General features: G+C 36.9%; 34 protein-coding genes. 33 read left to right on the forward strand and 1 reads right to left on the reverse strand.

Going from position 1 to position 23,143, the window contains the following annotated elements:
• The first annotated feature begins 3 nt into the window (after positions 1-3).
• The 29 genes from rplP (at position 4) to BM212_RS03495 (ending at position 17,804) form a co-directional block, all read left to right on the forward strand.
• Positions 4-435 (forward strand): 50S ribosomal protein L16, encoded by a 432-nt coding sequence (gene rplP / locus BM212_RS03355; RefSeq protein WP_072693470.1) that lies wholly within the window; start codon positions 4-6, stop codon positions 433-435.
• Positions 425-619 carry a 50S ribosomal protein L29 gene (gene rpmC / locus BM212_RS03360; protein WP_072693469.1) on the forward strand — a complete coding sequence of 65 codons (195 nt, stop codon included), beginning with the start codon at positions 425-427 and terminating at the stop codon, positions 617-619. The genes rplP and rpmC overlap by 11 nt, the downstream gene beginning before the upstream one ends.
• Before the next feature lie 34 nt (positions 620-653).
• Positions 654-917 (forward strand): 30S ribosomal protein S17, encoded by a 264-nt coding sequence (gene rpsQ, locus BM212_RS03365; protein ID WP_072693468.1) that lies wholly within the window; start codon positions 654-656, stop codon positions 915-917.
• A 78-nt stretch (positions 918-995) separates the two neighbouring features.
• Positions 996-1,364 (forward strand): 50S ribosomal protein L14, encoded by a 369-nt coding sequence (gene rplN / locus BM212_RS03370; protein WP_072693467.1) that lies wholly within the window; start codon positions 996-998, stop codon positions 1,362-1,364.
• Positions 1,365-1,398: 34 nt separating this feature from the next.
• Positions 1,399-1,704 carry a 50S ribosomal protein L24 gene (gene rplX / locus BM212_RS03375; RefSeq protein WP_072693466.1) on the forward strand — a complete coding sequence of 102 codons (306 nt, stop codon included), beginning with the start codon at positions 1,399-1,401 and terminating at the stop codon, positions 1,702-1,704.
• A gap of 27 nt (positions 1,705-1,731) precedes the next feature.
• The gene (rplE, locus tag BM212_RS03380) at positions 1,732-2,271 is read left to right on the forward strand and encodes a 50S ribosomal protein L5 (RefSeq protein ID WP_072693465.1); all 540 of its coding nucleotides are present in this window, start codon (positions 1,732-1,734) and stop codon (positions 2,269-2,271) included.
• A gap of 33 nt (positions 2,272-2,304) precedes the next feature.
• Positions 2,305-2,490 carry a type Z 30S ribosomal protein S14 gene (locus tag BM212_RS03385; RefSeq protein WP_072693464.1) on the forward strand — a complete coding sequence of 62 codons (186 nt, stop codon included), beginning with the start codon at positions 2,305-2,307 and terminating at the stop codon, positions 2,488-2,490.
• Between the two features lie 35 nt (positions 2,491-2,525).
• Positions 2,526-2,924, forward strand: a complete 399-nt coding sequence (rpsH, locus tag BM212_RS03390) for a 30S ribosomal protein S8 (RefSeq protein WP_072693463.1) — start codon at positions 2,526-2,528, stop codon at positions 2,922-2,924.
• Between the two features lie 31 nt (positions 2,925-2,955).
• Entirely contained in the window at positions 2,956-3,492 is a 537-nt protein-coding gene (gene rplF / locus BM212_RS03395) for a 50S ribosomal protein L6 (RefSeq protein WP_072693462.1), read from the forward strand.
• A 208-nt stretch (positions 3,493-3,700) separates the two neighbouring features.
• On the forward strand, positions 3,701-4,066 hold the full coding sequence (gene rplR, locus BM212_RS03400; protein WP_072693461.1) for a 50S ribosomal protein L18: 366 nt from the start codon (positions 3,701-3,703) through the stop codon (positions 4,064-4,066).
• Between the two features lie 22 nt (positions 4,067-4,088).
• Positions 4,089-4,592 carry a 30S ribosomal protein S5 gene (gene rpsE / locus BM212_RS03405; protein ID WP_072693460.1) on the forward strand — a complete coding sequence of 168 codons (504 nt, stop codon included), beginning with the start codon at positions 4,089-4,091 and terminating at the stop codon, positions 4,590-4,592.
• Between the two features lie 14 nt (positions 4,593-4,606).
• Positions 4,607-4,786 (forward strand): 50S ribosomal protein L30, encoded by a 180-nt coding sequence (gene rpmD, locus BM212_RS03410; RefSeq protein WP_072693459.1) that lies wholly within the window; start codon positions 4,607-4,609, stop codon positions 4,784-4,786.
• A gap of 37 nt (positions 4,787-4,823) precedes the next feature.
• Positions 4,824-5,264, forward strand: coding sequence for a 50S ribosomal protein L15 (rplO, locus tag BM212_RS03415; protein WP_091896262.1), 441 nt, complete (start codon positions 4,824-4,826; stop codon positions 5,262-5,264).
• Between the two features lie 3 nt (positions 5,265-5,267).
• Positions 5,268-6,563 (forward strand): preprotein translocase subunit SecY, encoded by a 1,296-nt coding sequence (secY, locus tag BM212_RS03420; protein WP_072693457.1) that lies wholly within the window; start codon positions 5,268-5,270, stop codon positions 6,561-6,563.
• Between the two features lie 129 nt (positions 6,564-6,692).
• Positions 6,693-7,337 (forward strand): adenylate kinase, encoded by a 645-nt coding sequence (locus tag BM212_RS03425; protein ID WP_072693456.1) that lies wholly within the window; start codon positions 6,693-6,695, stop codon positions 7,335-7,337.
• A gap of 174 nt (positions 7,338-7,511) precedes the next feature.
• On the forward strand, positions 7,512-7,730 hold the full coding sequence (infA, locus tag BM212_RS03430; RefSeq protein ID WP_072693455.1) for a translation initiation factor IF-1: 219 nt from the start codon (positions 7,512-7,514) through the stop codon (positions 7,728-7,730).
• 34 nt (positions 7,731-7,764) lie between these two features.
• Positions 7,765-7,878, forward strand: coding sequence for a 50S ribosomal protein L36 (rpmJ, locus tag BM212_RS03435; RefSeq protein WP_034299928.1), 114 nt, complete (start codon positions 7,765-7,767; stop codon positions 7,876-7,878).
• Positions 7,879-7,899: 21 nt separating this feature from the next.
• On the forward strand, positions 7,900-8,265 hold the full coding sequence (gene rpsM / locus BM212_RS03440; protein WP_072693454.1) for a 30S ribosomal protein S13: 366 nt from the start codon (positions 7,900-7,902) through the stop codon (positions 8,263-8,265).
• A 29-nt stretch (positions 8,266-8,294) separates the two neighbouring features.
• Complete coding sequence (gene rpsK / locus BM212_RS03445; protein WP_072693453.1) at positions 8,295-8,693, forward strand: 30S ribosomal protein S11; 399 nt, start codon at positions 8,295-8,297, stop codon at positions 8,691-8,693.
• Between the two features lie 62 nt (positions 8,694-8,755).
• A complete protein-coding gene (locus tag BM212_RS03450; protein ID WP_072693452.1) occupies positions 8,756-9,700 on the forward strand; it encodes a DNA-directed RNA polymerase subunit alpha in 945 nt (314 codons plus the stop codon).
• Positions 9,701-9,727: 27 nt separating this feature from the next.
• Positions 9,728-10,147 (forward strand): 50S ribosomal protein L17, encoded by a 420-nt coding sequence (gene rplQ, locus BM212_RS03455; RefSeq protein ID WP_087058343.1) that lies wholly within the window; start codon positions 9,728-9,730, stop codon positions 10,145-10,147.
• A 402-nt stretch (positions 10,148-10,549) separates the two neighbouring features.
• The gene (locus tag BM212_RS03460) at positions 10,550-11,389 is read left to right on the forward strand and encodes an energy-coupling factor ABC transporter ATP-binding protein (protein WP_091896265.1); all 840 of its coding nucleotides are present in this window, start codon (positions 10,550-10,552) and stop codon (positions 11,387-11,389) included.
• The gene (locus BM212_RS03465) at positions 11,365-12,249 is read left to right on the forward strand and encodes an energy-coupling factor ABC transporter ATP-binding protein (RefSeq protein ID WP_072695915.1); all 885 of its coding nucleotides are present in this window, start codon (positions 11,365-11,367) and stop codon (positions 12,247-12,249) included. Before BM212_RS03460 ends, BM212_RS03465 begins: the two co-directional genes overlap by 25 nt.
• Positions 12,246-13,043 carry an energy-coupling factor transporter transmembrane component T family protein gene (locus BM212_RS03470; RefSeq protein ID WP_091896268.1) on the forward strand — a complete coding sequence of 266 codons (798 nt, stop codon included), beginning with the start codon at positions 12,246-12,248 and terminating at the stop codon, positions 13,041-13,043. Before BM212_RS03465 ends, BM212_RS03470 begins: the two co-directional genes overlap by 4 nt.
• A 93-nt stretch (positions 13,044-13,136) precedes the next feature.
• Positions 13,137-13,883, forward strand: a complete 747-nt coding sequence (gene truA / locus BM212_RS03475; protein WP_091896317.1) for a tRNA pseudouridine(38-40) synthase TruA — start codon at positions 13,137-13,139, stop codon at positions 13,881-13,883.
• Positions 13,884-14,081: 198 nt separating this feature from the next.
• Complete coding sequence (locus BM212_RS03480) at positions 14,082-15,464, forward strand: DUF2254 domain-containing protein (RefSeq protein WP_091896271.1); 1,383 nt, start codon at positions 14,082-14,084, stop codon at positions 15,462-15,464.
• Positions 15,461-16,198 carry a nucleoside/nucleotide kinase family protein gene (locus BM212_RS03485; RefSeq protein WP_218149683.1) on the forward strand — a complete coding sequence of 246 codons (738 nt, stop codon included), beginning with the start codon at positions 15,461-15,463 and terminating at the stop codon, positions 16,196-16,198. Before BM212_RS03480 ends, BM212_RS03485 begins: the two co-directional genes overlap by 4 nt.
• A 127-nt stretch (positions 16,199-16,325) precedes the next feature.
• Positions 16,326-17,231 (forward strand): mechanosensitive ion channel family protein, encoded by a 906-nt coding sequence (locus BM212_RS03490; RefSeq protein ID WP_091896274.1) that lies wholly within the window; start codon positions 16,326-16,328, stop codon positions 17,229-17,231.
• 294 nt (positions 17,232-17,525) lie between these two features.
• A complete protein-coding gene (locus tag BM212_RS03495; RefSeq protein ID WP_218149684.1) occupies positions 17,526-17,804 on the forward strand; it encodes a YkvA family protein in 279 nt (92 codons plus the stop codon).
• A gap of 252 nt (positions 17,805-18,056) precedes the next feature.
• Here the strand turns inward: BM212_RS03495 and BM212_RS03500 are convergent, their stop codons facing one another.
• Positions 18,057-18,833, reverse strand: a complete 777-nt coding sequence (locus tag BM212_RS03500) for a MurR/RpiR family transcriptional regulator (protein WP_091896281.1) — start codon at positions 18,831-18,833, stop codon at positions 18,057-18,059.
• Positions 18,834-18,975: 142 nt separating this feature from the next.
• Here BM212_RS03500 and pfkB point away from each other — a divergent pair, with 142 nt between their 5' ends.
• From pfkB to lacD, 4 genes are read left to right on the forward strand one after another with little or no spacing between them, the layout of a single operon-like run.
• Positions 18,976-19,926, forward strand: coding sequence for a 1-phosphofructokinase (gene pfkB, locus BM212_RS03505; protein WP_091896284.1), 951 nt, complete (start codon positions 18,976-18,978; stop codon positions 19,924-19,926).
• Complete coding sequence (locus BM212_RS03510) at positions 19,919-21,331, forward strand: PTS fructose transporter subunit IIC (RefSeq protein WP_091896287.1); 1,413 nt, start codon at positions 19,919-19,921, stop codon at positions 21,329-21,331. Before pfkB ends, BM212_RS03510 begins: the two co-directional genes overlap by 8 nt.
• 32 nt (positions 21,332-21,363) lie before the next feature.
• Complete coding sequence (locus tag BM212_RS03515) at positions 21,364-21,816, forward strand: PTS sugar transporter subunit IIA (RefSeq protein WP_091896290.1); 453 nt, start codon at positions 21,364-21,366, stop codon at positions 21,814-21,816.
• A 19-nt stretch (positions 21,817-21,835) separates the two neighbouring features.
• Entirely contained in the window at positions 21,836-22,825 is a 990-nt protein-coding gene (gene lacD / locus BM212_RS03520) for a tagatose-bisphosphate aldolase (RefSeq protein WP_091896293.1), read from the forward strand.
• The last annotated feature ends 318 nt before the right edge of the window (positions 22,826-23,143 follow it).

Genomic DNA, 23,143 nt, shown 5'->3' on the forward strand with positions numbered 1-23,143 from the left:
TCAATGTTAGTACCAAAACGTGTAAAACACCGTCGTGAGTTCCGTGGTAAAATGCGAGGCGAAGCGAAAGGTGGAAAAGAAATTGCTTACGGTCAATATGGCTTACAAGCAGTTGATTCAGTATGGATCACAAGTCGTCAGATTGAATCTGCTCGTATCGCTATGACACGTTACATGAAACGTGGTGGGAAAGTATGGATTAAGATCTTCCCTCACAAACCGGTGACAGCTAAAGCAATTGGTGTACGTATGGGTTCTGGTAAAGGAGCTCCTGAGAGCTGGGTCGCACCTGTAAAACGTGGTAAAATCATGTTTGAAATTGGTGGCGTATCTGAAGAAGTAGCTCGCGAAGCATTGCGTTTAGCTTCACACAAACTACCCGTTAAAACTAAGGTAGTAACTCGTGAAGAAAGTGGTGACTCACATGAAGGCTAATGAATTAAAAGGCTTATCCACTACTGAATTGATTGAAAAAGAAGCAGAATACAAAGAAGAACTATTTAACTTGCGCTTTCAGTTAGCTACAGGACAGTTAGAAAATACTGCGCGCATTAAAGAAGTCCGTAAAAATATCGCACGTGTTAAAACGGTTTTGCGTCAAGCTGAATTAGTTAAATAATCGTGCCTGATCTGTATTCAAAGGAGGCTGGAAAATGGCTGAACGTAACGAACGTAAAGTGTATCAAGGACGTGTTGTTTCTGACAAAATGGACAAAACAATCGTTGTAGAAATCGCTACTCAAAAACAACATCGTAAATACCAAAAACGTATGAAGTACTCAACAAAATTCAAAGCTCATGACGAAAACAACGTAGCTAAAGCAGGCGACGTGGTTAGAATCATGGAAACTCGTCCATTATCTAAAGACAAACGATTCCGTTTGCTTGAAGTGGTTGAAGAATCAGTAATTTTATAATAAGAAAATGCATTTTAAGCCTAATGGGCTAAACAACGAAGAATAGATTCTTCGTGAGTTTGAAAGGAGGATCCTAACGTGATTCAAACAGAAAGTCGAATGAAAGTCGCTGACAACTCTGGTGCGCGTGAAGTACTTGTAATCAAAGTATTAGGCGGATCAGGTGCCAAGACTGCTAACATCGGTGATGAAGTGGTTGTTACTGTTAAACATGCAACACCAGGCGGCGTTGTTAAAAAAGGTGAAGTTGTTCGTGCGGTAATCGTACGTACTAAATCAGGAGCTCGTCGTCCAGACGGTTCATATATTAAATTTGACGAAAATGCTTGTGTTATTATTCGTGAAGACAAAGCACCACGTGGAACACGTATCTTCGGACCAGTTGCTCGTGAATTGCGTGAGAATGACTTTATGAGAATTGTTTCGTTAGCTCCGGAAGTTCTTTAATTCCGACAAATGTCATAAGGAGGTGCGCTAGAAAATGTTTGTAAAATCAGGAGACAAAGTTAAAGTTTTAGCTGGTAAAGATAAAGGGAAACAAGGTACTGTCTTAAAAGCTTTACCAAAGCAAAGCAAAGTTGTCGTTGAAGGTATCAATATCATGAAAAAACATACCCGTCCTACTGGTATGGGACAAGAAGGCGGAATAGTTGAAACTGAAGCGCCTATTCACGTATCTAATGTTCAATTAATTGATCCTAAAACAGATGAACCTACAAGAGTAGGATATAAAGTAGAAGATGGTAAAAAAGTTCGTTACGCTAAGAAATCTGGCGAAACACTTTAATATAGTAGGAAAGGAGGGCATTCATAAATGACACGCCTTAAAGATAAATATCTAAATGATGTACAACCATCATTAGTAGAAAAATTTGAGTACAGTTCAGTTATGCAATCACCAAAAGTAGACAAAATCGTCTTAAATATTGGTGTTGGTGATGCTGTATCAAACACTAAAAATCTAGATAAAGCAGTAGAAGAATTAACATTAATTTCGGGACAAAAACCAATTGTCACTCGTGCTAAAAAATCTATCGCTAGCTTCCGTTTACGTGAAGGTATGCCAATCGGTACTAAAGTAACTCTTCGTGGAGACCGTATGTATGATTTCTTGGACAAATTAGTAACTGTTTCACTACCTCGTGTACGTGATTTCCGTGGAGTCAGCAAAAATGCTTTTGACGGACGCGGCAACTATACGTTAGGTGTTAAAGAGCAACTGATCTTCCCTGAAATTGATTACGATGATGTAGATAAAGTCCGCGGTATGGATATCGTTATTGTAACAACAGCTAATACAGATGAAGAAGCTCGTGAATTACTTGGACAATTGGGAATGCCGTTCCAAAAATAACCTTGACACCTTAATAGGAGGGAAAATTCAGAAATGGCTAAAAAATCAATGATTGAAAAAAACAAAAAACCGGCCAAGTTTTCAACTCAAGAGTATACTCGCTGTGAACGTTGTGGACGCCCACATTCAGTATATCAACAATTTAAATTATGCCGTATTTGCTTGCGTGAGCTAGCTTATAAAGGGCAAATTCCAGGCTTGAAAAAAGCAAGCTGGTAAAATAAGAAAACTTGCCATAAAGGAGGATACAACGAATGGTCATGACAGATCCTATCGCAGATTTCTTGACTCGTGTACGTAACGCTAATAACGCTCGTCATACGAAAGTAGAAATTCCTGCTTCAAATTTAAAAAAAGGTATGGCCCAAATCTTGAAAAATGAAGGATTCGTAAAAGATATCGAATTCGTGGAAGATGACAAACAAGGAATCGTCCGCATTTTCTTGAAATACGGTCAAAATGACGAACGCGTTATTACTGGCTTGAAACGTATTTCAAAACCAGGATTGCGTGTCTATGCAAAAGCAGAAGAAATGCCAAAAGTATTAAACGGTTTAGGAATCGCGCTTGTTTCTACTTCAGAAGGCGTTGTTACTGATAAAATCGCTCGTTCTAAAAATATCGGAGGAGAAGTCCTCGCGTACGTTTGGTAATTAACATAAGAAATGAAGGAGGTGCCGTACATTGAGTCGTATCGGAAATAAACCTATCACTATTCCAGAAGGCGTTGAAGTCAACCTTAATGGAACAGAGATCACAGTTAAAGGAAAAAATGGCGAATTAACTCGTACATTAAGTCCAGTAATTAAAGTAAACATTGAAGATAACGTAATGACTTTTACAAGACCTGATGAATCAAAAGCTAGCCGTACAATTCATGGAACTACACGCGCTGTCGTGAATAACATGGTTGAAGGTGTAACTGAAGGATTCCAGAAAACACTTGAATTGATCGGTGTTGGTTACCGTGCCCAAAAACAAGGTAACAAATTAGTATTAAACGTTGGTCTTTCTCACCAAGTTGAATTTGATGAAATCGAAGGATTGACAGTAGAAGTACCGTCAAACACTTCTGTTATTGTTAAAGGTGCGAGCAAAGAAAAAGTTGGCGCATTAGCTGCTAACATTAGAGGTGTTCGTCCTCCTGAGCCATATAAAGGTAAAGGAATTCGTTACCAAGGTGAACATATTCGCCGTAAAGAAGGTAAAACAGGTAAATAATCGTGCAACAAAGTCGAACCTGATATTGAAATTATTAAAATTGAACTTAGAACATGTAAATTACATGACCTCAGTATTCAAAATTGATGATTTCTCTCTATTCCTGAATCAAGTAGTTGATCTCAGAAATAAACTGTTCGACTTACTTTTGCGTCGATTGCCTAGTTAAGCTATACTCAGGCTTGAATGAGTAATAAAATATAAAGAGGTGACAATTGTGATTACAAAACCAGATAAAAACAAATTACGTCAAAAAAGACATAAACGTGTCCGTAGAAATCTTTCTGGTACTGCAGAGCGCCCACGTTTGAACGTATTCCGTTCTAATAAAAACATCTACGCTCAAGTAATTGATGATGTAGAGGGTGTAACGCTCGCAAGTGCATCTACCTTAGATACTGATGTTTCAGGTAACTCTAAAGTTGAGAAAGCTGCAGCTGTTGGCGAACTAGTTGCTAAACGTGCAAGCGAAAAAAATGTTACAGAAGTAGTATTTGATCGTGGTGGATATCAATATCACGGGCGTGTGAAAGCATTAGCTGACGCAGCTCGCGAAAACGGACTAACATTCTAGAGTAAAGGAGGAGTTAAGGTACATGACAACTCATATTGATGCAGCAAAATTAGACATTGAAGATCGCGTAGTTGAAATCAACCGTGTTACTAAAGTTGTTAAAGGTGGACGTCGTCTACGTTTCGCAGCACTAGTAGTCGTTGGAGACAAAAACGGACATGTAGGATTTGGTACTGGTAAAGCACAGGAAGTTCCTGAAGCAATCCGTAAAGCGATTGAAGCAGCTAAAACTAACCTTGTTAAAGTACCAATGGTAGGAACAACAATTCCTCACGAAATTATCGGACGCCATGGCGGTGGTAACATTATCATGAAACCAGCCGTTGCCGGTTCTGGAATTTCTGCTGGTGGACCTGTTCGTGCCGTACTAGAATTAGCTGGAGTACAAGATGTTTCTTCTAAATCAGTTGGATCTAGTTCACCAATCAACATGGTTCGTGCAACTATCGATGGTATTACAAAATTGAAACGCGCTGAAGAAGTTGCAAAACTTCGCGGAAAATCTGTAGAAGAATTACTTGGATAAGGAGGGATGACACAATGGCAAATCTAGAAATTACTTTAAAGCGTAGTTTAATTGGTCGTCCTCAAAACCAACATCTAGTAGTTAAATCTTTAGGTCTTAGAAAAACAAACTCTTCTGTTGTGAGACCTGATAATGATGCAGTCAGAGGCGCAATCAAAAAAATCGCTCATTTAATTGACGTAAAAGAAGTTTAGTAAGTCTAGAGTTTAACTAAAGGAGGTGCCAAGATTTATGAAACTTCATGAATTAAAACCTGCAGAAGGTTCTCGTAAAACACGTAACCGTGTTGGACGTGGTTCGTCTTCTGGTAATGGTAAAACATCAGGTCGTGGTCAAAAAGGACAAAAAGCACGTTCAGGAGGCGGAACTCGTCTAGGTTTTGAAGGTGGACAAACTCCATTATTCCAAACTTTACCAAAACGTGGTTTTACTAACTATACACGTAAAGAATATGCAATCGTAAATTTAGATGCATTAAATCGTTTCGAAGCAGATACAGAAGTAACTCCAGAATTATTAGTTGAAACAGGTGTTGTTAAAAACAAAAAATCCGGTGTGAAAGTATTGGCGAAGGGAAGCGTTGATCGCAAGCTTACAGTTAAAGCACATAAGATTTCTGCTGCAGCTAAAGAAGCGATCGAAGCTACCGGTGGATCAGTAGAGGTGATCTAGTTTATGATCGAGCTGATTAAAGGTGCTGTTAAAGAAAAAGACGTCAGAACACGAGTGATGTTCACTCTTGGAATTTTAATTGTTTTTCGTCTTGGTACACATATAACTGTACCAGGCGTTAACGCCCAAGCACTTGACGAATTATCGACAACAGGTTTATTTAATCTGTTAGATACATTCGGTGGTGGAGCATTGAACCAATATTCTGTATTTGCTCTTGGTGTTTCGCCATATATCACAGCTTCCATCGTTATTCAACTTCTACAAATGGATGTTCTTCCTAAGTTCAAAGAATGGGCAGAACAAGGAGAAGTTGGACGGAAGAAGCTTAATCAGGCAACTCGTTATCTAACGATCGTATTAGCATTTTTCCAGGCAATCGGAATCTCTTATGGCTTCAATGCATTATCTGAGTTGGATCTTGTGAGAAATCCTGGACCAACAACTTATCTGATGATTGCAGTGATGCTGACAGCAGGTACGATGCTTGTAATGTGGTTAGGGGAAATGATTACAGTGCATGGTTTCGGTAACGGAATTTCACTAATAATCTTTTCTGGTATCGTTGCCCGTCTTCCACAGGATATAACTGAATTCTATAATGTTCAGATCCGAAATGCTGGAGATGAAATTGTTACAAGTATACTGTTTACTATTGGAATTGTCGTTGCGATGATTATATTAGTAATCTTTGTCACTTATATGGAAAATGCTAAACGAAATATACCTGTACGTTATTCCAAACGTGCCAATGCATCTAAAGAGGGTGCGTTTTTACCACTTAAAGTCAACTCAGCAGGTGTTATCCCAGTTATCTTTGCGAGCTCATTTTTAATGACTCCTCAGATTATTCTTGGGTACTTTGCTCAAAACAATCAAAATGCCGGCTGGTACCAAGTTTTAAATAATATTTTTAACTTACAGGAACCAACGGGTGCAGTATTTTATTTATTCCTTATTGTAGTTTTCGCTTATTTCTATGCCTTCATTCAGGTTAACCCTGAGAAAGCGGCAGAAAATCTGCAGAAACAAAACGGTTATATCCCAAGTATTCGTCCTGGGAAAGCGACTGAAGAATATCTAGGATACATGCTGATTCGATTAAGTACTGTTGGAGCGATATATTTAGGGATCATTTCTATCTTACCTATAATAGCTTCTGCGCTTTGGGATCTTCCGGGTTCACTTTCTTTAGGTGGTACAAGTCTACTGATCGTAGTCGGTGTAGCACTTGATTCAATGAGACAACTTGAAGGATTACTAAGTAAAAAAAGCTATCAAGGATTTATCCAGAGATAAAGTGATTGAATTTTATCCTTTGTACGAAAATAGACGATTTGCCCCAGAGATATAAATATCCATTGTTGGGTAAATCGATCTTTTTTTCCTAAGACATTGAAAATTAGGAACAGTCAAGGAGGAAACAGAATGAATCTTTTTCTTTTAGGACTTCCAGGAGCGGGTAAAGGGACTCAAGCTGCACGTATTGCAGAAACTTATGGTATACCTCATATATCAACAGGCGATATGTTCCGTGCGGCAATGAAGAACGGCACACCTCTGGGCAAGGAAGCTAAAAGCTATATGGATGCTGGGAATCTCGTACCTGACGAAGTAACCAATGGAATCGTAAAAGAGCGTTTGGCAGAGCCTGATGCTCAAAACGGATTCTTATTAGATGGATACCCTCGTACGTTGAATCAAGCGAATGCTTTGAAAGAAGCACTTAGCAGTTCTGGTCGTTCGTTAGATGCTGTGTTGTACATCAAAGTCAACAAAGATATCTTAATGGAACGTCTAACCGGTCGTTTTATCTGTGCCACTTGTGGTGCAACATATCATAAATTGTTTAATCCACCAAAAGTGGAAGGAACATGTGATGTATGTGGCGGTCATGATTTTTATCAGCGTGAAGATGATAAACCAGAGACTGTTGAAAAACGTATCGACGTAAATGAAGCACAGACAGAAGAGCTTGCTGCATATTATGAAGAAACAGGAATCGTAAAAGAAATCAACGGAGAACAAGATCCAGACTCAGTATTTGAAGATATCAGAAATATTTTGAAATAATCATCAAAGTTTAAAAATATCTTGCATCAACAAACTTTGCGTGGTATAATATTTCGAGCGTCGTGTTAACATGACGGTTAATATAATAATTAAATTTATAAAGAAAATGTGGGAGCAGTCTGCCCTCACAATTTCATGCGTACAAAAGAGAGTCATCGAAGGAGGAAACTCAACGTGGCAAAAGACGATGTTATTGAGATTGAAGGAAAAGTACTAGAAACCCTGCCAAATGCAAGCTTCAAAGTTGAACTTGAGAATGGTCACGAAATTCTGGCACATGTATCGGGTAAAATTCGTATGAACTATATCCGTATTCTACCTGGAGATAAAGTAACAGTTGAAATGTCTCCATATGATTTAACTCGTGGACGCATTACGTATCGATTCAAATAACTTAAGACTCCGTAAAACCAAGGAGGGAAAGTTCATGAAAGTAAGACCATCAGTCAAAAAAATGTGTGACAAATGTAAAGTGATTCGTCGTAACGGCCGTGTAATGGTTATCTGCGAGAATCCTAAACATAAGCAACGTCAAGGTTAATAAAAGAGGAGGTGCTCATAAATGGCTCGTGTAGCAGGAGTAGATATTCCACGTGATAAACATGTGGTAATTTCATTAACGTATATTTATGGTATTGGAAAAACAACTTCTAAAAGCATTTTAGAAGCTGCAGGTGTACCTGAAGAAACTCGTGTACGTGAATTGACTAATGATCAATTAGATGCAATTCGTGCTGAAGTAGACAAACTTAAAATTGAAGGTGATCTTCGTCGTGAAGTAAACCAAAATATTAAACGTTTGATCGAAATCGGTTCATACCGTGGTATTCGTCACCGTCGTGGTTTGCCAGTTCGTGGTCAAAACACAAAAAACAATGCTCGTACTCGTAAAGGAAAAGCAGTGGCAATCGCTGGGAAGAAAAAATAATTACCTAAAGTTAGGAGGTCAATCTACGTATGGCTAAAGCAAATAGACCCGCACGTTCTCGTAAAAAAAGAGCGAAAAAGAATATTGAACACGGAGTGGCTCACATCCGTTCAACATTTAACAATACAATCATTATGATCACTGATGTTCATGGAAATGCTATTTCATGGTCTTCTGCAGGATCATTAGGATTTAGAGGTTCTAAAAAATCAACTCCATTTGCTGCTCAAATGGCTGCTGAAGCAGCTGCTAAAGGCTCAATGGAAAATGGCATGAAATCAGTTGAGGTTACTGTTAAAGGACCAGGTTCTGGTCGTGAAGCTGCAATCCGTTCTTTACAAGCAACAGGATTAGACGTAACTGCAATTCGTGACGTAACTCCGGTACCACACAACGGATGTCGTCCTCCAAAACGCCGTCGCGTTTAATAGTAGTATCGAACTAAAAATATTGCGTGAACTGAACGTTTTGAAAGGGGTAAACGGACTAGATGATCGAAATTGAAAAGCCGGTAATAGAAACAGTTGAGATCAGTGAGGATGGAAAATTCGGTAAGTTTGTCGTAGAACCACTTGAGCGTGGCTATGGTACAACGTTGGGGAACTCTCTACGTCGAATTCTTTTATCATCTTTACCAGGTGCTGCCGTCACAAATATTCAAATCGATAGTGTTTTACATGAATTCACAGCAATCGATGGGGTAGTAGAAGATGTGACTGCCATCATCTTAAACTTAAAGAAACTTGCACTTAAGTTGTATTCTGATGAAACAAAAACGATTGAGATTGATGTTGAAGGACCAGCAACTGTAACAGCTGCTGACATTATTTATGACAGTGATGTTGAGGTAATGAACCCTGATCTGTATATTTGTACAGTTTCTGAAGGTGGGCATTTACATGCACGCATGGAAGCGCAAAAAGGCAGAGGATATGTTCGCGCCGAATACAACAAACACGAAGATATGCCAATTGGTGTGCTCCCGATTGATTCGATTTATACCCCAATCAGCCGTGTAAATTATCATGTGGAAGATACTCGTGTAGGAGAGAAAAATCAGTTTGACAAGTTAACGCTTGACGTTTGGACTGACGGATCAATTTCTCCAGAGGATGGCGTGAGTTTAGCGGCAAAAATAATGACTGAACACTTAAACATCTTTGTTAACTTGACAGAAGAAGCTCGAGAAGCTGAAATCATGGTTGAAAAAGAAGAAACTCAGATGGAAAAAATGCTTGAGATGACAATCGAAGAGCTTGACCTATCTGTACGTTCTTACAACTGTCTGAAGCGCGCGGGGATAAACACTGTTCAAGAACTGACAAATAAAACTGAACCAGAAATGATGAAAGTTCGTAACTTAGGACGTAAATCACTGGAAGAAGTTAAATATAAATTAGGTGAGCTTGATTTAGGCTTACGTGAAGAAGAATAATCTTGTAGTTAAGGAGGGTTTCGACTAATGGGCTATCGTAAATTAGGACGTACAAGTTCACAACGTAAAGCATTGTTACGTGATCTTACGTCTGACTTAATTATTAACGAGCGTATCACTACTACTGAAACTCGTGCAAAAGAAGTTTCTAAAATGACTGATAAAATGGTTACTTTAGGTAAACGTGGAGACTTGCACGCACGTCGTCAAGCAGCTTCGTTTGTTCGTAATGAATTAGCAACTGTTGCAGAGACTGAAGAAGAAATCGTAGTACAAACAGTTTTACAAAAATTGTTTGATGATTTAGCTCCTCGTTTCGCAGAGCGTAACGGTGGATATACTCGTGTTTTAAAAACTGAACCTCGTAGAGGAGATGGCGCACCAATGGCTGTCTTAGAATTCGTGGTTAAAGCTGAAACTGATTCTGAAGAGACAGAAGAAGCTTAATAAAATTCATTTAAATTGAATTTAACCAAATTCACTTTTGGATGTATGATGAGCGTTATGATGATGGAATCTTTTCCAAGTGTCTAGCTCAAGTCTCTCCTAAAAGGCATTTTGCCTTTTAGGAGGACCATATATCGTTTAAAGTGTTTTTTTTGTATGCGGATAATCATTTTTCCCTAACAATTAAAAGACGAATAGTTAATCAATTATATCTATAAGTTTTGATCATAGTACATAAGAATAACGAATATAGATTGTTTAGCATACTTATTTTTGGTAATCTTGTACTGTTGAGGTCTGTCAAGACACCTTAAAATACGGTATAATAGTCAAGTTGATAATGATTGACAATGATGAATTTGAGATGCAAAAGCATCATGACTCAAAGATTGAGGTAAAAGAATGAATGAAATCATAACACTGAAAAATATTTCTTATAAATATACTGATGAAGAAACTCAGTATGCATTGGATAATATTTCTTTTTCGATAGAAAAAGGTGAATGGATAGCAATAATTGGACCCAACGGTTCTGGAAAATCAACGCTGGCAAAAACCATTAATGGATTAGTTGAACCTGAAAGTGGAGAAGTCAAAGTAGGCAAGTTTGATTTGAACGAAAATAATATCTGGTCGATTAGAGAAATGGTCGGAATGGTATTTCAGAATCCAGATAATCAGTTTGTTGGATCGACTGTTCAAGATGATGTAGCCTTTGGATTAGAAAATCTGGGTATCCCGAGAGACAAGATGGTTGAACGTGTCCGTGATGCACTAGAAAAAGTCAATATGCTGGAATTTGCAGAACGTGAGCCTGCCAGACTATCTGGGGGACAAAAACAGCGTGTAGCCATTGCTGGTATCGTGGCGCTGCAGCCAGAAATAATGATTTTGGATGAAGCGACAAGCATGCTGGATCCTAAAGGTCGTGAAGAAGTATTACGTACAGTCAAAGAAGTAAAAGAAAGAGAAAATCTATCCGTTATCTCTATTACACATGACATCGATGAAGCAGCAGCTGCAAATCGAATTATTGTTATGCGTGCAGGAAAGTTAGTCAAAGAAGGCACTCCTGAAGAAATTTTCTCATATGGTGATCAACTGATCGAAATGGGTCTTGATTTACCATTTCCTGAGAAATTGAAATCATCAATGAAAGAACTAGGAATACGAGTACCAAGTGAGTATTTAACAGAGGAAGGCATGGTGGAATGGTTATGGACATACGGTTCGAAGAAGTAGGGTATACGTATCAAAAAGGGACACCATTCCAAAGCCGAGCTTTGTATGATATCAATCTCTCAATAAAAGATGGTGGCTATACAGCACTGGTTGGACATACTGGAAGTGGTAAATCAACAGTTCTTCAGCATTTGAATGCCTTGAAAAAACCAACGGAAGGTTCTATCACTATTGGAGAACGCGTAGTCACAGCTGCTACAGATAACAAAGGATTGAAATCTTTGCGCAAAAAAGTTGGAATTGTCTTCCAATTTCCAGAGGCGCAGCTATTTGAAGAAACAATTGGAAAAGATATTGCATTCGGACCTAAAAACTTTGGGGTAAGCGAAGAAGAAGCAATAAGTAGAGCAAAAGCCTTACTACCACAAGTTGGTCTAGATGAGAGTTTTTTAGATCGTTCTCCATTTGATTTGTCGGGAGGACAGATGCGCCGTGTTGCTATTGCTGGCGTACTAGCTTTAGAGCCGGAAGTGCTGGTATTGGATGAACCAACAGCAGGACTTGATCCGCAAGGCCGTAAAGAGATCATGGATATGTTCTATAATTTATACAAAACGCAGGGACTAACGATAGTGTTAGTAACACATCAAATGGATGATGTGGCGAATTATGCTGATCATATGGTAGTACTGGAAAAAGGAACGGTAGTAAAAGAGGGTTCTCCAAGAGAGCTTTTTAAAGAATCAGACTGGTTAACTAGTATGCAGTTAGGAGTACCCTCAACAGTTCATTTTGCACAAGAACTAGAAAGGAAATTTGAATGGGCCTTTGATCCGTTGCCTTTGACAACAGATGAACTAGCGGAACAAATTAAAGATAGACTTGGTGTAACAGATCAGGAAGCAGGTGATCGAGTATGATGGATAAACTCATTTTCGGACGCTACATTCCTGGGAATTCTTTAATTCATAGGCTAGACCCTAGAACGAAACTCATGAGTGCCATTCTCTTTATTATTGTCATCTTTTTTGCCAATAATATAATCACGTATCTTGCGTTAGCACTTTTCGTTGGATTAGCTGTTGCCTTATCAAAAATTTCAGTTCGTTTCTTTATCAACGGAATCAAGCCACTTATCTGGCTGATTTTATTTACAGTAATTCTTCAGATTCTATTTACAAGTGGAGAAACAATCTTTTTTAGATTTGGGCCTATCATTCTTTCACAAGAAGGATTAATTAATGGTGGCTTTATCTTCATGCGCTTCGTACTGATCATTTTTATGTCGACATTGCTGACTTTAACAACTATGCCGCTGTCTCTGTCAGATGCAATTGAGTATTTGCTGCGACCGCTTGCTGTCATCAAAGTTCCCGTCCATGAAATTGCGCTGATGCTATCGATTGCACTTAGATTTGTACCAACTTTAATGGATGAGACAGAGAAAATCATGAACGCCCAAAGAGCTCGAGGAATCGATTTTGGAGAAGGAAATATCTATGAACAGATGAAATCTGTCGTGCCACTTCTAATTCCACTGTTTGTAAGCTCATTTAACCGTGCAGAGGAGCTAGCTACCGCTATGGAAGCTAGAGGTTATAAAGGTGGAGAAGGGCGTACTAAGTACCGTCAATTGAGCTGGCAGACCAAGGATACACTTGCGATGGTATCATTCGGCGTATTAACGGCCTTATTATTACTATTGAGAACCTAAGAAGAAGAGGATAAGGATGCAAGTCTTTATCCTCTTTCTATATAAAAAATGACAGTAAAGGAAGCAATTAATTTGGATAAGATAAGATATAAAATGAAGCTCGCTTACGATGGTACAAACTTTTCAGGGTTTCAAGTCCAGCCCAATAAGCGGACTGTCCAAGGTGAAATTGAAAAAGCATTGAGTAAAATGTCTAAAGAAGAGTTCATTCGTATAAAAGGTGCTGGTCGTACAGATGCAGGTGTGCATGCTAGAGGACAAATTATCCATTTCGATTATCCGAGATATATTCCAGAAGACGGTATGCTAAGAGCGCTGAACGCATTAGGACCAGAAGATATCGTATTTCTGGAATCTGATATAGTGGATCATACCTTTCATTCTCAGTACTTAGCTAAAGGCAAAATGTATCACTACCGAGTAGACAATCATTCTTTGAAAGATCCTTTCACACGCTTCTACGCACATCATCATCCATTTGATATAGATTTAAAGCGCACTCAGAAAGCACTGGCTTTTCTAGAAGGAACCCACGATTTTACAAGTTTTGCATCTGCTCATTCAGACAAAGAAGATAAAACAAGAACGATTTACGAGGCATCTGTCGCAATCGATGAAAAAACGGAAGAATGGATCTTTACATTTCGAGGCAATGGGTTCTTGTATAATATGATTAGAATTATTATGGGAACTATCCTGCAGGTTGCAGATGGTAGACGACCAGTAGAAGATATCAAAAAGATCCTTGAAGCAAAGGATCGTACAACAGCAGGTCCAACTGTTGAAGCTAAAGGGTTATGTATGATGGAAGTTTATTATGATGAAGATGCATTTAAATAAGTAACGAAGCTAATAGTCGAATAAAAAGGAAATGGACACAGAAAAAGAGGAATTGTATGATTAAAGAACCCACCGAGGAGTTTGCTATAAAGAAGCGAATAAGGTAAGGGTTCTTATTTTTTAGTTATAGTGCGTCTAAAAATTAACTTGTATAACAGAGGTACTGAAATCTACATAAAGAGAAAAGAGGATTGGAATATGTTATTTAGTAAATGGAGATTGCGGTTGGAGGATAAGAGAATCTGGCGCGTTTTTGGTCGAAGTATGGCCCTTTCGCTGATTCTATCTGTATTTATGATTTTCTTAGATACAAGTGCGCTTCCTCTGCTTGAGGAATTACCAGACTGGATGTTGACAGATGTAACGACGGCCAGACAAGTACTGAGTACCTTGGCCGGTACGCTATTTACCACTACTACTTTTGTATTCTCTGCCATACTAACGATTGTAACGTTATATACTTCAAATTTCAGCCCACGTGCTGTAGAAGACTTTTTATTGAATACCACATCCATGCGTACACTTGGTATTTTTCTGGGTGGATTTATCTATTCTTTGACATCACTGGTTTTCATGGATGGAAGTTTATATGATGATCGGGTCTTTTCGGTTGTTATTGCATGGGGTTACGCTGTGGGAAGTGCACTTTATTTTACGAAGTTTGTATATCAAGTCTCGAATTATATTCAAGCAGATAAACTGGTTAGTAGAATGTATAACGAAACAAGAACACAGTATGACGAAACAATTGGATACTTTAGAGAGCATACTAGAATTGAAAGATTACCTGAAATCGCTACCACCTATCAATATGATATGAAGACAAATGCAGAGGCCTATATTGGATCTATCAAATTTGATGAATTAAAAGATTTATGTGAAGAGTACGAGGCTATCTGTAGAATTAGTATTAAAGTGGGGGATTTTGTTTCCCGCAAGGAGCCGGTGGCAACGATTTATACGAACAAAAAAGTTGCCGAAGTAAATGAACTGGAAGAATCATTCAATAAAACATTTTCCTTTGAAGCAGAGCGTTCTACTTCATTTGACTCTGGATATTCTAGAAATAAATTGAATGAGATTGCTCTGAAAGCAATGTCTCCAGGGATTAATGATCCTAATACGGCAATCCATGCAGTTCACTATAAATCACTGTTAGAAGCAAAATTTGCAGCCCTCAGAGGAAGGTACGTCGTGGTCGGAAAATCAAGAGAAGAACTGGAAAATGAGCCGGATTTTTCGAAATTAACAGGTGTTTTGCTATACGATTTTAATGACTTCTTCAGACATTTACATGTAGGTTACCGACAACTGGTTCATTATATGAAAGAAGATATTTCAGCTATGGAATCTGTTTTTGATGCACTAGTTCTGATTGCCCACTCAGCACATCAAGACAAAATTGGAATAGTTAAAGAATATAGTCGTTATGTTTATGAATCAGTAATCGATAACTTTCCACAGCAACTTGATCGTGAGTTGATTGAAAAACGGTATAATCAGATCATTTCTATCGAAGTAGATGATCGAATCACCGCTGAAGAAGAAGAGGAAGCACGTGCAGAGGAGGACAGTCATTGAAAATCCCCTTTAACGTTAATGGATTAATGGTAGATGCAGAGTATAACAAAAAAGAAGTGAATGAGATTTTTATTCCTTTATTAAAGCAATTGGCTTTACTGAGAACAGATAAAGATTCTCGTGTAGTTGCATATTTAGCTGCGCCGCCAGGGGCTGGTAAAACAACACTCAGCCAGTTACTAGAGCTTTTGTATAAAGAGCAGAAACTTCCTTATTCTTTCCAGTCAATTTCAATCGATGGGTTTCATTATAAGCGCAAGTATTTAATGAATAACTGGATTGAAGTGAGTGGAGAAAAGAAGTCACTTAATAGTGTAAAAGGAAGCCCAGAATCATTTGACCTGGAGGCTTTGAAAGAAAGAATCAGACTGCTGACTGAAGGTAATGTAACAAAATGGCCAATGTATGACCGTAAGTTACATGATGTAAGTGAAGAAACTATAGTAGTGGATGCTGAGATCGTTTTGATCGAAGGAAATTATCTATTATTGGATGAACCCGGTTGGAAGGAATTAAAGAATATAGCTGATTTAACAGTATTTATAGAAGCAAAAGAAAAAAGTTTAAAATCGAGACTGATAGAACGTAAAATGTTGGGCGGATTGTCACTAACTGAAGCCGAATCTTTTTACGAGCAAAGCGATCAGCGAAATGTAATAAGAGTGCTGGAACATTCCAGCAAAGCGGATATTCAATTGGTGCTAACAGAAAAAAGAGAGCTTAAAAAGAGATGAAAAAGTAAGACTATACTGATTATTTAGGTAAATCGTATAAAATAAGTGGATGCTTAATAATCTGCTTATTCGCTATAAACTGTTATCATTAAGGTACTATATATTTGTTTGAAAAGGAGGCTTAAGTATGAAAGAGTGGTTCAATCAATATGCAGAAGCTTACCCATTAATTACAAATATATCCATTTTTATCATTGTTATCATTTTACTACTGATGATTAGAAGATTTGCTTTAAATCGTTTATATAAACAGTTCAACGAGTCAGACAATTGGTATGTTACTCGAAAAATAGCGAAGTGGATGACTAATTTTATTTTAGCCCTTACCTTTATCTATATATTTGGAAGTGATTTAAGTGGCTTTACGACGGCGATAGGTCTGGCAGGTGCAGGTATAACTTATGCGCTAAGAGAAGTAATCGTTAGTTTTGCCGGGTGGTTCGCTATTATGTTTGGAGACTTCTTTAAGACGGGTGACCGGGTCTTGCTGGGAGGATCAAAGGGAGACGTGGTCGATATTGGACTGTTGCGTACAACCTTGATGGAAATGGGGGAGTGGGTAGAGGGTGACCAGTATACTGGTCGTATTGTTCGAGTGGCAAACAGTTATATCTTTACTTCACCGGTCTATAACTATACCGCAGACTTTAAGTTTCTGTGGGATGAAATTCATATTCCACTGCATTTCGATTCAGATATAAAATTGGCTAGGAAACTGGTTTTACAAATTGCAGAAGAGCAAATCGGTACGTACAACATGCAAGCTGAAGAAGACTGGGATAATATGAAACGTCGTTACCGAATAGAGAATGCTTCTTTGAAACCACAAGTTTTTATCTCATTTGATGATAACTGGATAACGCTAAGTTTAAGATATATCGTAGATACCAGAGAAAGACGAGCAGTCAAAGATCGCATATTTATGTCCATCTTAGAACAATTTAATCAACATACAGATGAGATAGAGCTAGCATCTGAAACCTTTGAAATTGTTCGTGATGAAACGAGAGAAGAAAGAGAGCAGAGACTTTAATTATAAGTATGTGCTGAAAAGGTGGAAATTGCTATGAGCATTATACTGATAAAAAGAGGAGCAGATTTTATGTCTGTTCTTCTTTTTTATTAAAGTAAACAATTATCTATAAGACTATACGCATATTTGAAAATCACAAATTCTATTCTAATAGTTCATACTTAAGACTGATTTATTAATCAGTGCATTATTATATACTAATAATGTACAAAAATTGTGTTTTAAATCAGTATAAACCTGAAAGTCAGAAGACTGAATTCAAAATAATTCTAAAAAGGGTGCTTATAGATGAAAATGAATAAAAATCGAAAAAGAACGCCTATGAAGCAAATTAAATCTTTGGTCACCTCTTTGTTTAAAGCCAAAGTAGAAACAAGAAAGAAATGGATGGTATTGGGTATCATTGTTTATATCATCAGTCCAGTTGATTTGGTACCAGATTTTATTCCCGTAATGGGTTATGCGGATGATGTTATTGTTCCAATTCTATTAATTATTGCAGAAAAACTGATGTCTAAAGATAAAGAACCTGCAACAGTCCATATTAGAAAAGACGCTGAAAAAATTAATTGATATTTTTTATAAATAATGCCTAAAGCACTTTCCGTTTTGGAAAGTGTTTTTTTAGATATGTTCTATATAGAGCGAAATTGTGATGATAAAGTTCTAGGAAAATTAGTAATAGGCATTGTTTTTGCAGTTTTCAACTCCGTAACATATATCATTTATATTGAAAAAACTCAATATTAAAAAGACTTATCGAAGCAACTATAATGTGCTTTGATAAGTCTTTTTTAGCGGTCATAAGTTATTAAAGATAATAATTCACTGCATTCTTATAGCGTATGAGTCTAATAAAATGCGCGTCATAATTTGTAGCGGTAACCGTGATCTTACTTCGTACTCAGGAAAATAAGAAAAAGAAGATTTATAACCTACAAAAGTAATTTCAGATAACTTAGCTAAGGAACCTTGAGAGTTTGCAGTAAAGGTAATTGTTCTAACACTATGTTTATTACAATTATTTGCTGCTTCAACGAGTTCAGCTGTTTCGCCATTTAAAGAAATAAAAATCACAATACCGTTCTTATCGATTTTCTTGCTAATGCTTCTTATGATGTTGGGGTCATCATGGAGCTCACAATATTTTCCCATCAATTGAAACTTTATCATCATTTCTTTTGCAATGAATTCAGAAAAACCTCGAGCAAAAATAGTAATTTTATTAGATGCTTTTATATTTTGGATGGCATCTTCAATTGTTCCACTGTCAAGCATTTGAATTGTTTTAGTTAGCTCTTGTTCATTTTTCATTATAGCTTTGCGTATTTTCTGATCTACTTGATCAATAATCGCAAATTTTGGATTGAACTCCTGCTCGTTCTTCAAATGATGTTTAAAAGATGTAAATCCATCGTACCCCATCTTTTTCATAGTTCTCACTATTGTAGAAGTTGACACATTGGCTAACTCACTTAGTTTAACTATAGATGTTTCTGGGATATTGTCGATGTGTTTTTCTAAATATTCTAATAAAAATAGTTCCGAACTGCTGAAATGAATTTGTTCATTACTACTTTTTTGTAAATTGGTGATATTCATTCAGAGACGTGTCTCCTTTCAAAATTGGAAAAATTTCCTGAAATAATCCCCTGATAACAAATAAATTGGAAACCTTTACAAATGTGTTTGTGCCATAATTTAATTATAGGTTAAGTGATTAATAATTGAAAGAAGGGATTGAATGATCTATACATGCACAATGAATCCTGCAATAGATTTATTTGTATCTACAGATAAGTATGATCCATTAGTAGTGAATAGAACCTCTGAAGAAGATATTCAACCTAATGGAAAAGGTGTGAATATATCTTTTATATTGAAAATGCTGGATATTGATAATATTGCTCTTGGTTTTAGTGGAGAATTTACAGGAGCATTTATAGAAGAAGCATTAGAAAAGAAGGGAATAAAAACTCAGTTTGTTCATGTGAAAGGTACTACAAGAATTAATGTGTTTACCCATGTTAAATCTGAAAATACAGAATATAAGTTAGTTAATAGGGGACCTTTAATAAACTCGGAACAAATCAATAAGTTAACGAGTTATATTAGCTATTTAAATGAAGAAGATGTTTTGTTTGTATCTGGTAGTAATCCTAGAGGGGTAACCGATGAAGTTATTTTAGAAATTGCTAGATTATCAAATGAAAATAAGTTTAAATTTGTGCTTGATACAAGTTCCAAAGTAGTATTAGAGAGTTTGAAATATAAACCTTACTGTATTAAACCTAATGATGAAGAATTAGCAAAATGGTTTAATAAATCAACATTATCCAATGAAGAATTAATTTATTATGGAAAAAAATTAGTTGATTCAGGTGCTCAAATGGTTCTACTTTCTTTAGGTGAAAAAGGATGTTTGCTTTTTACTAGTAGTAAAATATTATTTGTTAATGCCCCTAAAGGGAAAGTTGTAAACACAGCTTGCTCAGGAGATACGTTGTTAGGTACTTTTATTGGATTATTAAGAAAAGGAATAGTGATAGAAGAGGCATTAAAGGAAGCAGTAGCTGCTGGAAGTTCAACAGCGTTTTCTCCAGGTTTAACAGACTATACTGACGTAGAAGAACTAAAGAAACAAATGAAAGTTAAAAAAATCAACTTTAGAATAGGAGAATATAAACATGTCTAAGTTTAATATTGTTGCAGCAACTGGTTGTCCGACGGGTATTGCCCATACTTATATGGCACAAGAAGCTTTAGAACAGGCAGCGAATGAAGCTGGTGTACAAATAAAAGTTGAAACTCACGGACAAATAGGTGTTGAAAATGCATTAACGGCTGAAGAAATCAAGAATGCAGATGCAGTTATTATTGCAGCAGACAAAGATGTACATGCGGAACGATTTGAAGGTAAAAAAATTATTGATGTGTCAGTAAGTAGAGGTATCAAAGATGCAGATGCATTAATTCAACAGGCAATTGATGGTAAAGGTAGATTGATGGTTTCGACTAATCGAAATAAGAATAGCGGTACACAAGAATTTAATAGTGAAGAAAGCGAGAAGACAAATATTGGACGATTAATCTATAAACATTTAATGAATGGTGTCTCACATATGTTGCCATTTGTTGTAAGTGGTGGGGTACTCGTGGCCGTTTCCTTTTTATGGGGAATTTATTCAGCAGATCCTACAAACGCTCAATATAATGAGTTTGCAGCAACGTTAAATGAAGTTGGTGGATTGGCAATGGGACTAATGGTACCTATATTATCTGCTTATATTGCCCAAAGTATTGCTCAAAGGCCTGGCTTAGTGGTTGGGTTTGTTGGTGGTCTGGTTGCTAGTAATGGTGGTACAGGCTTTTTAGGAGGAATTATATCAGGGTTTATTGCAGGATACGTTATTGTCCTCCTAAGTAAAATGTTAAAAGGTTTACCGATAGCTCTAGACGGCTTAAAAGCAATTTTCTTATATCCAGTTTTAGGCGTATTCATTACAGGATTGCTAATGGTAGGACTTTCTCAACCAATGGAAACAATAAACATTGCAATGATGGATTTCTTAGCGAGTTTTCAAGATTCCAATCCAGTTATACTAGGTTTAATCGTCGGATCCATGAGCGCATTTGATATGGGCGGACCAATCAACAAAGCAGCCTATGTTACTGGGACTGCCTTGCTAGCTCAAGGAAATTCTTACTTTATGGCAGGCGTTTCAGCAGCCTGTATAGCTCCACCATTAATTACAGGTTTTTCAGTTTTATTCTTTGGTAAATATTATGGAAAAGAAGAACGTAATTCTGGATTTGTAAACTTCATCTTGGGATCAACTCATATAACAGAAGGGGCAATCCCGTTTGCAGCTAAAGATCCATTACGTGTAATTCCTACATTGATGATGGGATCATCAATAGCTGCAATATTAACCTATTTATTTAAAGTACAGGTGCCTGCCCCACATGGGGGATTTTTAGTTCTTCCCGTAGTTACCAACGGGCTATTATGGGTAATTGCAATATTGACTGGATCTATTATAGGAGGATTTGCCTTAGGAATGATCCGTAAGCACAGTGCTGGGGTATTAGAAAAATAGGCAGAAAAAGTAATGATTAGAAAGGAATTATGATGGGAATAGATATTCGAAAATCAATTATTATAGATGTATCTGCACTAACACAACAAGAAGTATTTGATCTGATTTCAAAAGAAGCAGTAAGTAATGGATATGCCGATAATACTGCCTTGTTATTGAAAGCTCTAAATGAGCGTGAAGCAGAAGGTACAACCGGCATGATGGATGGTTTTGCTATACCTCATGCCAAAAGCAAAACAATAAAGGAACCAGCTATGGTTATATTTAAGCTAACGGATGGTGTTGAGTGGAATTCAATGGATGGAAAGAAAATAGATTTTGTAATTTCACTGATGATACCCGAAAAAGAGAAAGGGACTACACACTTACAATTACTTTCGAAAGTAGCGAGACTTTTAATGAAAAATGATGTAAAACAACTATTAAAAAATGCAAACTCGGCTTCAGAAATAGACTCTATATTCACAAGATATATTACTAAATAGAATGAAAAGGGGCATAAAAATGGTAAGTTTAACAACAAAAAAAAGGGAAGCTTTAAAACGATTATCAAATGAAAATGGAGTTATCGGTGCGTTAGCTATAGATCAACGAGGATCCTTAAAAAAAATGATAGCAGATAATAGTGCTAATGAAGTAGGAGAAGAAGGAATTACACGTTTCAAAGAATTAGTCTCTGAAGAGCTGACTCCTTTTGCAACTTCTATTCTTCTAGATCCAGAATACGGGTTACCTGCGGCAAAAGTACGTGATGCAGAAGCTGGATTAATATTGGCATATGAGAAAACCGGGTACGATGCAACTGAGCCGGGTCGCCTCCCTGACTTACTATCAGGCTGGTCTGTTAAAAGATTGAAAGAAGCTGGAGCTGATGCGATCAAATTCTTGTTATATTATGATATAGATGAAGAGAAAAAAATAAATGAATATAAGCATATTTTCATAGAACGAATTGGGTCAGAATGTGTTGCTGAGGATATTCCTTTCTTCTTAGAAATTGTTTCATATGATGCAGAAAATGAGGATGTTAAAGGGAAAGCATATGCTAAAGTTAAGCCACATAAGGTAATAGAAGCAATGAAAGAATTTTCTCATAGCAATTATAACGTAGATGTACTGAAAGTCGAAGTGCCAGTTAATATGGATTTTGTAGAGGGCTTTGCTAAAGAGCAAACAGTTTATAGTAAAGAACAAGCAGCTGCATACTTTAAAAAGCAAAGTCAAGCGACAGACTTGCCATTTATTTTTCTAAGTGCTGGCGTCAGTGCAGAATTATTTCAAGAGACATTACAGTTTGCTAAAGATTCAGGGTCATCTTTCAATGGTGTTTTGTGTGGAAGAGCAACATGGAAAGCCGGAGTGATTCCATTTGCTAGTCAGGGAGAACAAGTAAGTCGTGACTGGTTACAAAAAACCGGAAAGAACAATATTGAAAAGTTAAATGTCGTACTAAAGAATACAGCTGCATCTTGGGAAGATAAAGTAACGAAATGATAAGTAGAAAAAATGCTAATATATTAATTTAATCTATTCTATTCAGTTCAAAGATAAGTAAGAACCTCTTTTATTACAGCTAGGATTACTCCTTAGTTGTATATAAAAGGGGGTTCTTTTATGATAAATGAAATTTTCGCATCTTTACTACTTTAACTAAATGAAATTAATATTATTTATATTAAATAACTAAAAAAGTTGACTTATCTAGTCATTCGAGGTATTATGTTAAATGGTATTGTTTGCCACCATGATAAGCCCCGGAAACTTGTTATGTCACAAACAAAACGAAGCTCTGATCAAGAAAGTTCTGGACTA

Origin of the sequence: Marinilactibacillus piezotolerans, assembly GCF_900114235.1 — a bacterium.
In the GTDB taxonomy this organism is placed as follows: Bacteria; Bacillota; Bacilli; order Lactobacillales; family Carnobacteriaceae_A; genus Marinilactibacillus; species Marinilactibacillus piezotolerans.

Coding starts and splice junctions, on each gene's coding strand:
- rplP (WP_072693470.1), top strand. CDS start 4: ATGTTAGTACCAAAACGTGTAAAACACCGTCGTGAGTTCCGTGGTAAA.
- rpmC (WP_072693469.1), top strand. CDS start 425: ATGAAGGCTAATGAATTAAAAGGCTTATCCACTACTGAATTGATTGAA.
- rpsQ (WP_072693468.1), top strand. CDS start 654: ATGGCTGAACGTAACGAACGTAAAGTGTATCAAGGACGTGTTGTTTCT.
- rplX (WP_072693466.1), top strand. CDS start 1,399: ATGTTTGTAAAATCAGGAGACAAAGTTAAAGTTTTAGCTGGTAAAGAT.
- rplE (WP_072693465.1), top strand. CDS start 1,732: ATGACACGCCTTAAAGATAAATATCTAAATGATGTACAACCATCATTA.
- BM212_RS03385 (WP_072693464.1), top strand. CDS start 2,305: ATGGCTAAAAAATCAATGATTGAAAAAAACAAAAAACCGGCCAAGTTT.
- rpsH (WP_072693463.1), top strand. CDS start 2,526: ATGGTCATGACAGATCCTATCGCAGATTTCTTGACTCGTGTACGTAAC.
- rpsE (WP_072693460.1), top strand. CDS start 4,089: ATGACAACTCATATTGATGCAGCAAAATTAGACATTGAAGATCGCGTA.
- rpmD (WP_072693459.1), top strand. CDS start 4,607: ATGGCAAATCTAGAAATTACTTTAAAGCGTAGTTTAATTGGTCGTCCT.
- rplO (WP_091896262.1), top strand. CDS start 4,824: ATGAAACTTCATGAATTAAAACCTGCAGAAGGTTCTCGTAAAACACGT.
- secY (WP_072693457.1), top strand. CDS start 5,268: ATGATCGAGCTGATTAAAGGTGCTGTTAAAGAAAAAGACGTCAGAACA.
- BM212_RS03425 (WP_072693456.1), top strand. CDS start 6,693: ATGAATCTTTTTCTTTTAGGACTTCCAGGAGCGGGTAAAGGGACTCAA.
- rpmJ (WP_034299928.1), top strand. CDS start 7,765: ATGAAAGTAAGACCATCAGTCAAAAAAATGTGTGACAAATGTAAAGTG.
- rpsM (WP_072693454.1), top strand. CDS start 7,900: ATGGCTCGTGTAGCAGGAGTAGATATTCCACGTGATAAACATGTGGTA.
- rpsK (WP_072693453.1), top strand. CDS start 8,295: ATGGCTAAAGCAAATAGACCCGCACGTTCTCGTAAAAAAAGAGCGAAA.
- BM212_RS03450 (WP_072693452.1), top strand. CDS start 8,756: ATGATCGAAATTGAAAAGCCGGTAATAGAAACAGTTGAGATCAGTGAG.
- rplQ (WP_087058343.1), top strand. CDS start 9,728: ATGGGCTATCGTAAATTAGGACGTACAAGTTCACAACGTAAAGCATTG.
- BM212_RS03460 (WP_091896265.1), top strand. CDS start 10,550: ATGAATGAAATCATAACACTGAAAAATATTTCTTATAAATATACTGAT.
- BM212_RS03465 (WP_072695915.1), top strand. CDS start 11,365: ATGGACATACGGTTCGAAGAAGTAGGGTATACGTATCAAAAAGGGACA.
- BM212_RS03470 (WP_091896268.1), top strand. CDS start 12,246: ATGATGGATAAACTCATTTTCGGACGCTACATTCCTGGGAATTCTTTA.
- truA (WP_091896317.1), top strand. CDS start 13,137: ATGAAGCTCGCTTACGATGGTACAAACTTTTCAGGGTTTCAAGTCCAG.
- BM212_RS03480 (WP_091896271.1), top strand. CDS start 14,082: ATGTTATTTAGTAAATGGAGATTGCGGTTGGAGGATAAGAGAATCTGG.
- BM212_RS03490 (WP_091896274.1), top strand. CDS start 16,326: ATGAAAGAGTGGTTCAATCAATATGCAGAAGCTTACCCATTAATTACA.
- BM212_RS03495 (WP_218149684.1), top strand. CDS start 17,526: ATGAATAAAAATCGAAAAAGAACGCCTATGAAGCAAATTAAATCTTTG.
- BM212_RS03500 (WP_091896281.1), bottom strand. CDS start 18,833: ATGAATATCACCAATTTACAAAAAAGTAGTAATGAACAAATTCATTTC.
- pfkB (WP_091896284.1), top strand. CDS start 18,976: ATGATCTATACATGCACAATGAATCCTGCAATAGATTTATTTGTATCT.
- BM212_RS03510 (WP_091896287.1), top strand. CDS start 19,919: ATGTCTAAGTTTAATATTGTTGCAGCAACTGGTTGTCCGACGGGTATT.
- BM212_RS03515 (WP_091896290.1), top strand. CDS start 21,364: ATGGGAATAGATATTCGAAAATCAATTATTATAGATGTATCTGCACTA.
- lacD (WP_091896293.1), top strand. CDS start 21,836: ATGGTAAGTTTAACAACAAAAAAAAGGGAAGCTTTAAAACGATTATCA.